8 protein-coding genes and 1 pseudogene are annotated in these 14493 nt (G+C 59.1%); 8 read left to right on the forward strand and 1 reads right to left on the reverse strand.

Going from position 1 to position 14493, the window contains the following annotated elements; all coding sequences use genetic code 11:
- Positions 1-23 precede the first annotated feature (23 nt).
- The 4 genes from bioF to G3O06_RS22920 all read left to right on the forward strand — a co-directional run bounded on the left by bioF (position 24) and on the right by G3O06_RS22920 (position 5928).
- Complete coding sequence (gene bioF, locus G3O06_RS22895) at positions 24-1226, forward strand: 8-amino-7-oxononanoate synthase (RefSeq protein WP_205817575.1); 1203 nt, start codon at positions 24-26, stop codon at positions 1224-1226.
- A 97-nt stretch (positions 1227-1323) separates the two neighbouring features.
- Entirely contained in the window at positions 1324-2328 is a 1005-nt protein-coding gene (gene bioB / locus G3O06_RS22900) for a biotin synthase BioB (RefSeq protein ID WP_205817576.1), read from the forward strand.
- 47 nt (positions 2329-2375) lie between these two features.
- On the forward strand, positions 2376-3593 hold the full coding sequence (locus G3O06_RS22905) for a cytochrome P450 (RefSeq protein ID WP_241020198.1): 1218 nt from the start codon (positions 2376-2378) through the stop codon (positions 3591-3593).
- Between the two features lie 1453 nt (positions 3594-5046).
- Positions 5047-5928: an MCP four helix bundle domain-containing protein gene (locus G3O06_RS22920; protein WP_205817579.1), complete on the forward strand. Its 882-nt coding sequence runs from the start codon at positions 5047-5049 to the stop codon at positions 5926-5928.
- Between the two features lie 10 nt (positions 5929-5938).
- On the opposite strand, the gene G3O06_RS22925 is transcribed toward G3O06_RS22920, so the two are convergent.
- Positions 5939-7059 (reverse strand): IS3 family transposase gene (locus G3O06_RS22925; protein WP_205817580.1). Its coding sequence is split into 2 segments (ribosomal slippage): positions 5939-6801 and positions 6801-7059, totalling 1122 coding nucleotides; the frame shifts between segments, so codons are not numbered across the junction.
- An 85-nt stretch (positions 7060-7144) separates the two neighbouring features.
- On the opposite strand from G3O06_RS22925, the pseudogene G3O06_RS22930 reads away from it, so the two are divergent.
- From G3O06_RS22930 to G3O06_RS22950, 4 genes and pseudogenes are all read left to right on the forward strand, one after another.
- Positions 7145-8410 (forward strand): annotated as a pseudogene (locus G3O06_RS22930) (IS701 family transposase).
- A gap of 1623 nt (positions 8411-10033) precedes the next feature.
- Positions 10034-11467 carry an aldehyde dehydrogenase family protein gene (locus tag G3O06_RS22935; RefSeq protein ID WP_205817581.1) on the forward strand — a complete coding sequence of 478 codons (1434 nt, stop codon included), beginning with the start codon at positions 10034-10036 and terminating at the stop codon, positions 11465-11467.
- 20 nt (positions 11468-11487) lie between these two features.
- Positions 11488-12240, forward strand: coding sequence for an SDR family oxidoreductase (locus G3O06_RS22940; protein ID WP_205817582.1), 753 nt, complete (start codon positions 11488-11490; stop codon positions 12238-12240).
- Positions 12241-13034: 794 nt separating this feature from the next.
- Positions 13035-14402 carry an MFS transporter gene (locus G3O06_RS22950; RefSeq protein WP_205817584.1) on the forward strand — a complete coding sequence of 456 codons (1368 nt, stop codon included), beginning with the start codon at positions 13035-13037 and terminating at the stop codon, positions 14400-14402.
- The last annotated feature ends 91 nt before the right edge of the window (positions 14403-14493 follow it).

The raw sequence follows: 14493 nt of genomic DNA on the forward strand, positions 1-14493 counted from the left end.
AGCGATTGAAACGGAACATTTTGATGCTGATCGATCACTTGAACCGACAATTGTGTGAGCGCGCCGCGCAGTCGCTGACGCGGCAACGGCGCACGGTCGTGTCGCCGTGCGGCCCTTACACACAGTTGATACAAGATGGCGAGCAGCGATCTGTGCTCGCGTTCTGCAGCAACGATTACCTCGGCTTGGCGAATCACCCGGCGCTGGTCGCTGCATTTGCCGAAGGGGCCTGTCGTTGGGGCGTCGGCAGTGGCGCGTCGCATCTGGTCAGCGGGCACAGCGAGATTCACGATGCGCTGGAGTCGGATCTTGCCGATTGGCTGTCTCCGTGCATTCCAGGTGCGACGGCACTTTTCTTCGGTACCGGGTACCTGGCCAACCTCGCGCTGCTGACGGCACTTGGCGATGCACAGGCCACATTGTTTGCCGACAAGCTCAATCACGCGTCGCTAATCGACGGAGGATTGCTCGCGCGCGCCGACATGCAGCGCTATCCGCATCGCCGGCTGGACGTGCTGGAAAGCCAGCTCGAGCGCTGCACGACCTCGGTCCGGCTGATTGTCACGGACGCCGTGTTCAGCATGGACGGCGATCTGGCCGACCTGCCGGCGCTCCTTGACCTGGCAGAGCGCTTCGATGCGTGGCTGATCGTCGACGATGCGCATGGCTTTGGCGTCCTCGGTCCGAAGGGCCGCGGCTCGCTCGCGCACTTTGGCGTGAGCAGCGAACGCTTAATTTACATGGGCACGCTCGGCAAGGCGGCAGGTGTGGCTGGCGCGTTCGTGGCCGCGCATCCGACGATCGCGGAGTGGTTGCGGCAGGTCGCGCGCAGCTACATCTACACAACGGCCGCGCCCGCCGCGATCGCCCATGCGTTGCGGGTGAGCCTCGAACTCATCGCCGGCGACGACGGTGCGCAGCGGCGCATGGAGCTGCAGCAGCGCCTCCGTCAACTGCGTGACGGACTGGCCGCGATGATTGCCCGACGTCCGTCGCTCGGGTGGCGCCTGACCGAGTCCGCGACCGCGATCCAGCCGTTGATTGTCGGTGACAACGCGCGCGCGATGTCGTTGTCCGCTGCGCTAGAAGCTCAAGGTCTGTGGGTGCCAGCGATTCGCCCGCCGACGGTCCCGCTTGGGACCGCGCGCTTGCGCATCACGCTCAGCGCGGCCCATTCTGCGGACGATGTCGAGCGCCTGCTCGCCGCGCTTCAGGCTGCGTCATGAGCCGCGCGTCCATCATTCTTGCTACGTGTGCCGCACACCTTGATGCCGTCGCATTGTTCGTCATTCCTTGCTGGCATTTCTTTACTGGAGTTGCATCATGATTGCCGTCGCGACCATTCCTTTGTCGACCTTGAAGAAGCCGGCTGCTCAATCGAATGCGCGATGGCGCGTCGAAGATGTCGAGTCGTTGTTGGCGTTGCCGCTGATGGATCTGCTTCATCGTGCGCATCAGGTGCACGTCGAGCATTTCGATCCGAATGAAATTCAGCTGTCGACGCTGTTGTCGATCAAGACGGGCGGTTGCGCGGAGGACTGCGGCTATTGCCCGCAGTCGGCGCATTTCGACACCGACGTGAAAGCCAATAAGATTTTGCCAGTGGCGGAGGTCGTCGAGGCCGCGCGTAGCGCGAAGGAACAGGGCGCGACGCGCTTCTGCATGGGAGCCGCGTGGCGCAGCCCAAAACCGCGGGACATGGCGACCGTGACCGAGATGGTCAGACAAGTAAAGGCGCTGGGACTGGAAACATGCATGACGCTAGGCATGCTCGATGCTAAGCAGGCCAATTCGTTGAAGGACGCAGGCCTCGACTACTACAACCACAATCTCGACACAGCACCTGAATACTACGGCCGCATAGTCAGTACCCGGACCTACCAGGATCGGCTGGATACGCTGACTCACGTGCGCGATGCGGGCATCCACGTGTGCTGCGGCGGTATCGTCGGGATGGGAGAGGGGCGTGTGCATCGGGCGGGCCTGATCGCGGAGCTCGCCAATCTCGACCCGTATCCGGAGTCAGTGCCGATCAATAATCTGGTGCAGGTCGAAGGAACGCCGCTAGCGGGTAGCGAGTCACTCGATCCGTTCGAGTTCGTGCGGACCGTCGCAGTGGCACGCATCACGATGCCGCGCGCAATAGTACGACTGTCAGCTGGGCGCGAGCAGATGGACGATGCGCTGCAGGCACTGTGCTTTCTGGCCGGTGCGAACTCTATCTTTTATGGCGATAGGCTGTTGACCACGCACAATCCGCAGGTGGTGCGAGATCGCGCGCTGTTAGCCCGACTGGGGCTGCGTGTTCAGGCGGGGGGGGCGATATGAGTGCGCTGCCGATGTCTACCGTGAGCGCGTTTCCGCTTGGACGACCGATGATCGACGAAGGTTTTCTGGATAATCCCTATCCGACGTATCAGGAGTTGCGAGAAGCCGGGCCGATTCACTGGAGCAGTGAGTTCTTCGACGGCGCATGGCTGCTCACCCAGCACGAGGACGTTGAGGCGATGTTGCGCGACCCGCGCTTCTCGGCGCGCCGCACTGGCGGCTGGGTAATGAACAGTGACGCAGGCGCGCGCAGCGAGTTGAAGGGATTCCAGCAACTATTTGGTCGAGCGATGCTGTTTCTAGATGCGCCGGATCACACGCGCATACGCGATGTTATGCAGGCAGGCTTTCGGCCTGACGCGCTGCTGGCGTTGCGGCCGTATATCGAAGCACTCGTCGACGAACTGTTAGACGGGGTGGACGCCACACGCGGCTTCGACTTCATGCAACAGCTCGCCCGGCCATTGCCAGCGCGGGTGATCGCGAAGCTGATGGGCGTGACTGTCGATCACGACAGCCGTTTCGTCGAATGGTCGGACGACCTCGCCGCGTTCATCGGCGCGCCACGGCCAACGCTGGAACAGGCGCGGCGTGCGCAGGAAAGTCTGCTCGGGATGAGTCGCTACTTCGAGAATTTCCTCGCGAACGGTGATGCACAAGACGGCCTGGTGGGCCGTCTGGCACGCGCCTCGCGCGACGGAACGATCGCCGTCGGCGCCGAGTTGCTTGTGCAGTGCGCGATGCTGTTTTTCGCCGGCCACGAAACGACACGGAATCTACTCGGCAATGGGCTGTATCACCTGCTGGCATGGCCGGAGCTCTGGCGCGAGATTCAGCACGACCCACACCGGCTGAAGAGTGCGGTGCGCGAACTGCTGCGCTTTGACAGCCCGGTTCAGTACACTGGGCGGCGCGTAGCGACCGATCTGATTCTGCACGGACAACCGCTGCGCAGAGGGGAACTGGTGCTTGGACTCATCGGCGCCGCCAATCGCGATCCACGGCGCTACGAACGCCCCGATGAGCTCGACATAGGGCGCCGTGCGTTTGCGCCGCTGTCGTTCGGCAGTGGTCCGCATGTTTGCATTGGTGCCGTGTTGACAATGATGGAAGCCGAGATCGTCTTCAGTGAGCTGATCCGTCGCTGGCCTGAATTGCAGCTTTCTCAGCTCCGTCCGCGATGGAACCGGAACCCGCTCTATCGCGGGCTGGAGATGCTCGAAGTCCACATCCCTACGCCTGCCTCGAAGCGGGCCGCTACGTGAGGCCGCTCCTTACTGAGAGAATCGAGAAGTAGTTCCTGATTCAGTGAGCTTTTTTATTTGTCAGTCACGCGGGCTGTCGAAGGAGCGTTGTTGCATAAATCTGGCCGCCGTGCGACGGCCAGATTTATGCAACAACGTCGATCAAGACCCGTTCGAGTTACACCGTACGAGACCATTCGCCAATTTCGGCACCGTGATTTAGTGCTGTCAGCACCAAATCTGTGAATTATTGCACCACGTTGCGTTAGCCCCCGATCTGACAGTCGCGGCGCTTGGAATTAGGTATTTTCTGGAAATGGCTCACGAATTGCTTGTATTAATTGTGGCGGATCATCGTCGATTCGGTCTGGATGCAACAAACGTCAGCTCCTCGTCAGCGAATTCTTTTGGGATAACGGCATCCCGTGAATCCGTTTTTTTTGACCTGATCCAGAGGGCGATTTTTTTACCTCGCAGCAATGATGTCGCGAACCGCACCCAAAACGCATGTCAAAATCTCGGCCGTTAGCCGTGGGCATCTTGGAAAAATGCGTCAATTAACTCATCGAATCTTTAGTGAAGATTGAAAAGTGGAAAAAAAGACATTCGGCGGAACACCGCGAACTCTCGCCCTCCACGGCTGCGTGACCGAAGGGGACGTGTGAAATTGCTGCGTCGGAGACATGATACTAATGAGCCTGCTGAACGCGGCGAGAAAGCATGTCGTCCGACTCCGTGTTTGAAGGTGTAAGTTTTCCTCACAGCAAGAACAACAAAGCTCTCTTGTGCGACTGCTCAAAAATGACAAGAACCATTTCGGAACCGAATGCGCTGGAAGACATCGATCGACCAGTGTGTCCGCGCGCCAACTTGTCGACGCGAGCTTTCCGCGGCAGGTGTCAGAGATACTGAATGCGACCGGTCTGGCCGCCGAGCGCTGCGTCTCGAAGTTACCGAAAGCACATTGATGCATCAGAACGTGGTTTTCGTGCTTGAACAGATTCGCGAACTCGGCATTGGTTTGTCGATTGATGATTTCGGCACCGGCTATTCTTCCCTCGCCTATCTGAAGCGTTTGCAACGACACGAACGACACGAACGACACGAACGACACCGCCATCGCCGGTGCCGTCATCGCGCTCGGACGCAATCTCAAACTGGCCGCTGTGGCCTTGGGAGTTGAGCAGGAAGAGCAATGCGAGTACCTGCGCGAGTTCGGTCGTGATGCTGTACAGGGTTATCTGATCAGCCTGCCGATGCCGGCGAACGAAGTAACGCAATGGCTGTCCATAGCGGAGGCCGCATGTCCGCAGTAGGCCACGTTCTGCGCGACGTCGTCTCCGATGAGCGATGGGCACCGCCTTGTCATGAGATCCATCGATCATCGGCGGGACGTGGATCGCGGGTGCGGCTGCATGCGCATGATAATAGGCCGCGATTGCAGAATAAATAATTTAATTAGAATCTAAATATTATGCTGAAAAAGTTTAAAAATTCAAAGATCGGTCTGCGCCTGAGCGCAAGCTTCGGGCTTGTCTTGATGATCATGATAATGTTGATTGTAGTCAGCATGAATCGAATGAACGGCATAGGCGAGATCAACGAAAGCATCATTCACAAAGAGTGGGTGAAGGCGGACGCAGCGCAGACTATCAATGCGATGACACGGGCCAATGCGCGCCGGACTATGGAGCTATTCATCACAAGCGACAAGGACAACGCGGCCACGATTTATCAGAATATCGAGGAGAACAAGAAGACCATCGGCAACGCGCTTGAAACGCTCGACCAACTGGTCGACCAACCCGAGGGGCGGGCGATGCTGGTTCAGATCAAGGAATCCCGCGCCGCGTACGTCGCGTCATTCAGCAAGGTTGCGCAGTTGCTGCGTGACGATAAGCGTGACGAGGCTGTCAGCACGACGCGCAGCGAAACGCTCCCCTTGTTGGACGTCCTCCAGGAACACATCAAGGCACTGGTGGAGTTCCAGAAAAAACGGGTGGACGAAGGCGGTATGCAAGCCAGACAAGACATCGAATCTGCACGTGACCTGATGGTCGGACTAGGTTTCGCCGCTCTCGTAAGCGGGATCAGCTTGGCGTACGCCGTCACGCGCTCGATAATCCGTCCATTGCGTGCCGCGGTGCGAGTCGCCCAGGCAGTTGCCTCTGGCGATTTGACGAGCCGTATTCTGATACGTTCCAATGACGAGACTGGCCAACTGCTGGAATCTCTTAAGGACATGAATGGACACCTGAAGCAGATTGTCGGGGAAGTGCGCCTGGGTACTGACACCATCGCCACGGCATCCAGCCAGATTGACCTGCCCCCGTCAGTAGGGCCAATGGGCTTCTAGCAAAGTCCCGTTAAACCAGCTCCTGGAAAGCGGCAGGAGCATCCGCTGTTGCCCGATGTTTCGCCGCAAACTCTGATGGCGAAAGGTAGTTCAGCGCGCTGTGAGGTCTTTGTTCGTTGTAGTCCTGGCGCCAGCCCGCGATGACCGCCCGAGCGTGGGCCAACGTCGTGAACCAGTGCTCGTTAAGGCATTCGTCGCGGAACTTGCCGTTGAACGATTCAATGTACGCATTCTGCGTTGGCTTTCCCGCCTGAATCAACTTCAAGGTGACGCCATTCGCATACGCCCATTGGTCGAGCGCGCGGCTCGTGAATTCGGGGCCCTGGTCGGTGCGCACCGCCTTGGGATAGCCACGGAAGCGAGCGGCACGGTCCAATGCCCGAGCGACGTACAAGCCGGAGATGCCTTGGTCGACGACGATGTCGACCGCCTCTTTCGTGAAATCATCGACGACGGTCAGGCACTTCAAGCGCCGGCCGTTGACAAGCGTATCCATCACGAAGTCGATTGACCAGACTTCGTTGGGTGCGCCGGGCAACGCCAGTTGCTCGCGCTCAATCATTACGCCGTGGCGTCTGCGGCGGCGCCGCACAGCCAGTCCTGCCTCACGGTACAGGCGATAGACGCGTTTGTGATTGGCGTATGTGCCTTCGCGCTCCACCAGGGCGTGCAACCGGCGGTAGCCGAACCGACGACGTTCGTGCGCCAGTTCCACCAGACGCGCCGCTAGCACCTCGTTCTCGTGGTCCGGCTTCGCGTCGTAATGCAACACGCTGCGAGAAAGCCCGACAAGCCGGCAGGCGCGGCGTTCAGAGATGTTGACCTTCTCCCGAATCGCCGCCACCGCTTCGCGCTTGGCTTGTGGGCTCAGGGCTTTCCCTTGACGACGACCTTCAACGCTTCCATATCGAGCATTGCTTCGGCCAGCAGTTTCTTCAGCCGGGCATTCTCCGCCTCGAGGTCCTTCAGCCGGCGGGCTTCCGACACGTCCATGCCGCCGAACTTCGCACGCCAGGTGTAGAACGACGCGTCACTGAACCCGTGCTTCCTGCACAGTTCCTTGACCGGCATACCGGCCTCGGCTTCCTTCAGAAATCCGATGATTTGCTGTTCCGTAAAGCGCTTCTTCATGTTCGCCTTCTTCTCCGAAAACGAACTTTACTAGACTCCGGCTGGCCCTGTTTGCAGGGGGCAGGAGACGTCATTCGAGGCGTATCTGGAACATTTGTGTGAAGCGCTTGGGCATAGCGACCGCGAGTCAGGATTGAGAGGCTATTGCCAAGGGCTGATGCTGCCAATTCGGCGCAAGAGCGTCGAGCCGCTGGCGGCACATCTGGAACCGGAGCATGTGAGCGCGCGGCACCAGTCACTGCATCATTTCGTGGCGAAGTCGGAATGGTCCGATACGGCGCTGCTCGAGCAGGTGCGGCGCTGGGTGCTGCCGCACATGGACCCGGCTGGCGGGTTGTACTGGATCATTGACGACACGGGATTTCCCAAGAAGGGTGAGCATTCGGTCGGCGTGGCACGGCAATACTGCGGTCAACTGGGCAAGCAGGACAACTGCCAGGTTGCGGTGAGCCTGTCGGTGGCGACGGAAGACGCGAGCCTACCGGTGTCGTATCGACTGTATCTGCCGCGTGAATGGAGCGACGATCCCGTGCGACGACAGAAAGCCGGCGTGCCCGAGGAAATCGAGTTTGCAACCAAACCAGAGATTGCGACCGGGCAGTTGCGCGAAGCACGGCAAAGCGGCGCGCCCGACGGTATCGTGTTGGCCGATGCGGGCTATGGAGACGACACCTCGTTTCGGGAGACCGTCAGCGAGCTCGGGCTGCAGTATGCGGTGGGCATTCGCTCGAACACGCGCGTATGGGCGCCGGGCACGGCTCCTCTACCGCCCGAGCCCGCCGCGGGGAAATCGGGCCGGCCACGCAGCTTGTTACGGCGCGCACCGGGACATGAGCCGATCGGAGTCAAGGATCTGGCCTCTACGCTCGATGCCTCGCGCTATCGCAACGTGATATGGCGCGAAGGTACGTGCGCCGCGCTCAGTTCGCGCTTTGCTGCCGTGCGCGTGCGTGCTTCACACCGAGATTACTGGCGCTCCACACTGCGCGATGAGGAATGGCTGCTGATCGAATGGCCCGAAGGTGATGCGGAGCCACTCAAGTACTGGCTTTCGACTTTGCCCCCAGACACGACGCTCGAACGACTGGTTCATGTCGCCAAGATGCGCTGGCGTATCGAGCGGGACTATCAGGATCTCAAGCAGGAGTTCGGCCTGGGACACTTCGAAGGACGTGGCTGGCGTGGATTCCATCACCATGCATCGTTGTGTATTGCTGCCTAAGGATTTCTTGTTGCTCAACGCCTCATTCAAGGTGACAGTAAAAAAAACTCCGCGATCCGCGACCCATTTGCCTTACCCTCGGATTACGTGCCACGCGGGTCCCCGGCGCGCACAGCGCCACGTGGCTGATTCCATCACCACGCTGCGCTGGCGTATCGCTGCATGCATCGCGCGCCGGCTCGAGCGATGTCCGTTTTGTTCAGCATCCAATGCTGATTTATTGACACAGTAAGATTAGTCAAAAACACAGTCTTATGATCGGGTAAGGCCACGGCGTTGCCGCCGCAGCCTCCCCTAAGAACCGTACGTGCAAGTTTCCCTGCATACGGCTCAAGCATCCCGAAATCGCTTCTATAAGTGACCGGCGTCGATTTACCGACGCCTGCACATTGCAGTGCCGAGGTTCTCCCGCCGAGACGGAGGGCGCAGACACCGCGAGCGGTGCTCTCTCATGCTTCCCTCTATGGAGTCTTTCGACCGGTTCGTGCCGGAACACCGAGCGGAAGTCTGCTTGTTTTCGCGCTCGATGATATTGCAACCGCTATCTGGACGATTACAGCCCAGCATTCGCTTTTTTCGCCTTCTCATACCGCACGGTCAACAACTTGCCTTACGGCCTGTTTGCCACGTGGGCAACCATGCGGGCTTCCCACGTTCCCGTTTCATCACACGACTGGGGAAGGGTTCGCCTCTCCGCCGGTGGTACTAATAGCGACGTGTCGTTTGGTAGGAGAACGACAACCGACCACACCCCGTTTTGGGGTGATGTCTGGCAGCAGCTTTGGCACCTCACTAATCCATTGAATCAGAAGAATTGGCGGTGATTCGGCGAGTGGGATCGTTGTAGGTCCACTGCAATGGTTTCGGATCCTTGTAGTGGGTAGCCCCGCTGCCTTACGGCAGCGGGGCCCCCGAAGAACGCAGCATGCGACTTTCACCGCACTGCGCTCGAGCACAGCATTAAGCGTCGCGCTGACGCCGGTCTCGCCAACTGCACGAGCCCTTCGCAAGCATCACATCGTTGATTCGCCTCGTCGCTGAGACGAAGGGCGCTGAACCGTAGTGATACCGGTCTCTCACAAGCTGACCGCTTATCCCGATGGCTCCAAGAAGTTCAGGGAAGGCTCGGTTGGCAAAAAGCCCTCGTGGCCCTCGCCAACAAACACGCACGCATTATCTGGGCCCTACTGACGCGAGACGAGTCGTTCAGGCCCGACCACGTGCCGGCATGCTTTACTCCTATGCAACCGCAAGAACAGTAAGCAGCAACAGCAGCGCCTTTCTCTGACAGATTGCAACGGACGAATCGACGACAGGTTGGACCGGCAGCAGGACAGCTCGATGAAACGCTCGGCATGCACAGCGCAATGCCGCTGTCCGGATGGAGCCCTGCTGAGCGGTTAGTATTCTGGCCCGAGCCGAGCGCGCTCGCAGGCCGATTGTAGGTGCGCAGTCCATCTCGTCGCCATCGTGCCGCAATGCAGAGATGTCAGAACGATATTGCTCGAACCCGAAGGTCCTTGTAGGTGTTTCAGGGGGCTACTCCAGTCGCCAGATTCGGGGGGGCGTTGGTGAGGCTCGGCAATGCTGCAGCAACGTCTCGATATAGGTTTGATCTATATCGGGAAGACCAAATCCATATTTCCTCCCGTGCTTCTTCGAGGCGTACATTCAGCCCAACTATTTGGAAAAGCTGTCGGGCGTGCGCGACACCAGATTGTGGCGCCCGCCTGGCATTAACGGAGACATGCAATGGGCACAATTTTCATCAACGGAAAGTGGGCCGATGCGGCGTCGGGTGAAACCATCGATGTGGTCAACCCGTCGAACGGTGTGAAATTTACCACCATCAGCCGCGGCAAAGCCGAAGATATCGACCGTGCAGTTCTGGCAGCCAACGAGGCACTCGAAGGCGAATGGGGACGGTTGACCGCGACAGAGCGAGGCAGACTCCTCTGCAAGCTCAGCCAGCTAATTCTCGACAACGCAGAAGACCTCGCCCAAATCGAAGCGAGCGACACAGGCAAGCCCCTGACCGTTGCTCGCAATGACGTAAGAGTTGTCGCTCGGTACTTTGAATTCTACGGTACCGCAGCAGACAAGATTCACGGCCAGACCATCCCGTATCTCGACGGTTTCAACGTCAGTGTTGTACGAGTTCCGCACGGCGTCACCGCTCACATCATTCCGTGGAATTACCCGGCTCAGATGCTCGGCCGCACGATTGCGCCGGCCCTCGCGATGGGCAATGCCGCAGTCCTCAAACCTTCGGAAGACGCATGCCTAAGCAGCATCCGCCTCGTGGAACTGGTAGAGCAGGCTGGTTTCCCGGCGGGTGCACTCAGCCTCGTGACGGGCTATGGCTACGAAGCTGGTGCCGCGCTGACCGCCCATCCGAAGATCAATTTCGCAACTTTCACTGGCTCTCCAGAAGTCGGCGTGATGGTGCAGGAAGCGACGGCACGTAATCACGTTCCCTGTGTGCTCGAACTGGGCGGCAAGTCTCCGCAGATCGTCTTCGAAGACGCGGACCTCGACAAGTCGGCGCCGCAAATCGTGCGCGCTATCGTCCAGAACGCCGGGCAAACGTGTTCGGCGGGCAGCCGACTCCTGATCCAGGAAAGCATCTATGACAAGTTTATCGCGAAGGTTGCTCGCCTCTTCGCAGAAGTCCGCGTCGGCACGCCAGAGATGGACCTTGACTGCGGCCCGATTGTGAGCGCAAAGCAGCTCGCGCGTGTCCAAGGCTTCATCGACGAGGCTAGGGCCTCTGGGGTGCCGGTCCTGTCCGAAGGCGCGATTGCGAGCGACGTTCCCTTGGGCGGTTTCTTCGTGGCTCCAATCCTTTTTGGACAGGTGCCGCGCGACCATCGGCTTGCATGCGAGGAGGTGTTCGGCCCGGTCCTTTCGGCAATGTCGTTCAAGGATGAAGCGGACGCGGTCGCGCTTGCAAACGGCACCGAGTTTGGCCTCGCGGCGGGCGTTTGGACAGAAAACGGAAGCCGACAGGCACGTATGGCTCGCAAGATCGTCGCTGGTCAGGTGTTCATCAACTGCTACGGTGCCGGTGGCGGTGTCGAGCTTCCGTTCGGCGGCATGAAGAAGAGTGGCCACGGTCGTGAAAAGGGCTTTCTCGCCCTTGAAGAAATGAGCACGACCAAGACGGTTGTGCAGAACTTCAACTAAACAGATCTAGGAGACATAACATGGGAGCCCTCCAAGGGAAAGTCGCAATCGTCACCGGAGCAGCAAGCGGCTTCGGCGCGGAAATCGCTCGCCACTACGTCGAAGCTGGCGCGAAGGTCATCATCGCAGACCTGAACGTCTCAGCGGGCGAGAAGGTCGCTGGGGAGCTTGGCGAGAACGCGATTGCCGTCGCGTGCGATGTGACGAAGGGCGCAGATGTGCGGAATGCCGTCCGCACTTGTGTTGAGAAATTCGGCGTGCCAGACATCGTTGTCAACAATGCTGGAACGACGCACAAGAATCAGCCGATGCTCAACGTAGACGAGGAAACGTTCGACCGCGTGTACGCGGTGAACATCAAGTCCATTTATCACATGGCCCACGCCGTCGTTCCTCTCATGCGTGAGCGCAAGAGCGGCGTCATTCTGAACGTCGGTTCGGTCGCTGGTATCCGTCCGCGGCCTGGCCTGACTTGGTACAACGGCTCAAAGGGCGCGGTGAACATGCTGTCGAAGTCGATGGCGGTCGAGCTCGCCCCGGACAACATCCGAGTCAACGCCATCTGTCCGGTCATGGGGGCGACGGCTCTTCTCGAGAACTTCATGGGAGTGCCCGACACCCCTGAGAATCGCGCTCGTTTCATCTCGACGATCCCTCTGGGGCGTCTGTGCGAGCCGGAGGATGTCGCGCATGTAGCGGTGTTCCTTGCCACCGACGGCGCTGAGTACCTGACGGGTCTCGAAGTTCCGGTGGATGGGGGCCGCACTGTTTAAACCTGCACATTCATAGTTCCTACCGCTTCGCCAAACGCAGCCCAATACGGGCATTGGCGAGCGGCCGCATCAAAAGCTGCAGTTTGGAGCGACGTCTTCTCGCTTGCTCCGGCATCAGCGGACGTGTGTGTCGTGCGCTACAGGATAGGCCTATAGCTGGCAAAGTTAGTCCAAATTTCCCCGACTTCGGCGAAAGCGTTAGATTGGGGGGGGCTCTGTTTAACGTCGTCATGATGCAAAACGCTCTTGCTCGCATCTTGCCCGAATTCATTCGGGGTTACGGCGCCGTCACGCCCTTCGCCGGGAAGCGTGGTGTCTTGCCAGTGTTTGAACGCGCCGTAGTCCGCATGACACCTGTACCGCCGGCAACGGAAAAACTGCTACCCGACGTCGAAATGGCGCTTGTCGAATGTGGAGTTCGAGACGGTGCGACGCTGTCTTTCCACCATCATCTGCACAATGGGGACCATGTTCTAAACGTGGTTCTCGCCGTTGCGGCAAGGATGGACCTCATTTCGAACCGACCTTTTATTTATCCTGGCCATGGGCCCAGCCTCCATGAGGCATTTGTCGCAACGTGAAGCAGCGTATCTGGCGCCCACTGGGCCGGTTATAGGATTCCGCTATATCGGCTAGGTCTATCTCGTCTTTCCTCTACTCGCCACTTAGCAGGTACCTTGTCTCTACTGAAGTTGCCAGAGCACACCTACAACCTCTCTACGGCTTGCGAAGCTGTAGCCGGCAAGTGCCAGCGCATTTCCTATCCGAAGATTCAGACAAAGTGGAGACACGTCATGCATTCGCGAACGATTGACGTCCAGGAGTTTCTGGACAACCGGCGCTTTTCGGCGTTCCAGTGGGCTATCCTTTTCCTCTGTTTTTGTGTTGTGGCCGTCGACGGTTTGGACACAGCGGCAATGGGTTTCATTGCGCCGGCGCTTGTCTCCGAATGGGGGGTTACCAAGGCGGCCCTCGCGCCAGTAATGAGCGCAGCGCTCTTCGGGCTCGCGGTTGGTGCGCTCACAGCTGGTCCGCTTGCCGACAAATACGGCCGGAAGAATGTCGTCGTGACGTCGGTGATGATTTTCGGTCTCGCAAGCCTCTTCAGTGCCGCCGCTTGGTCACTTTGGTCGCTGACGACGTTCCGCTTCCTCACCGGCCTTGGGCTTGGAGCTGCGATGCCGAACGCAGTGACTCTCATGAGTGAATACGCTCCGCGCAGAACTCGCTCCCTGCTCTCGAACCTGATGTTTGCCGGCTTCTCGCTCGGATCTGCGTCATCGGGTTTCGTCGCATCGCAAATCATCCCCTTATTCGGTTGGCGCAGCCTTCTGGTTGTCGGCGGTATATTGCCGCTGATTCTCGGTGTCCTGCTCATCGTCGTCCTTCCTGAATCGGTTCGCTTCCTTGTCTGTCGCAACGCCCCAGCCGCGCGTATTGCCAAAATCCTGCGCTGCATTTCGTCCGACACGGATTTTTCGAATGCCCGGTTCACAGTGCCGGAAGCCACGCTCGGGACCTCCGAATCGTCGATCAAGTCGCTGTTTCGACACGACAATGGGACCGGCACGATGCTGCTGTGGACCACCTACTTCATGGGCCTCGTCGTCGTGTACATGCTGACCGGCTGGTTGCCGACTCTAATGAAAGATGCGGGCGTCTCCATGGCCCAAGCCGCAGTCGTCACCGGTATGTTCCAGTTCGGCAGCATGTTCGGCTCGGTGATGATGGGCTGGCTCATGGACCGATTCAGTCATCACCTGGTGATGGGCGTTTCCTACGCGATTGCCTCCGTGATGGTCGTGCTCATCGGCATGCACCCGGGCGATGTCGCCGTGCTTCGTATGCTCGTGTTCGGTGCCGGTTTCGCGATGGGTGCGCAGGTTTCGATGGTGATCCTCGCTGCCCACTTTTACCAGACCCAATGCCGTGCGACTGGCGTGAGCTGGATGCTGGGCATCGGGCGATTCGGGGGAATCCTTGGCGCATCGATGGGAGGTGTGCTGATTACAATGGGCTGGGATTTCCGCACCATTTTCTTCGGGCTGGCCATCCCTGCAGCACTCGCTGCCGTCGCAGTCGGCACGAAAGGTCTCTATTACGCTCGACGCCGCGACTCAGTCCCAATTGGGTTTCCGGCGCCCGACATTGACGCGCATTGATGTTCATTTTTCCACTTCAACGAGAAGCGGGATTGATTGCGACGGCGGGTGGTCGCACTCGTCGTATGACCTATGTCTGATAAGGGGGAAA

The sequence above is a fragment of the Burkholderia sp. Ac-20345 genome (assembly GCF_017104825.1).
GTDB lineage: Bacteria > Pseudomonadota > Gammaproteobacteria > Burkholderiales > Burkholderiaceae > Burkholderia > Burkholderia lata_B.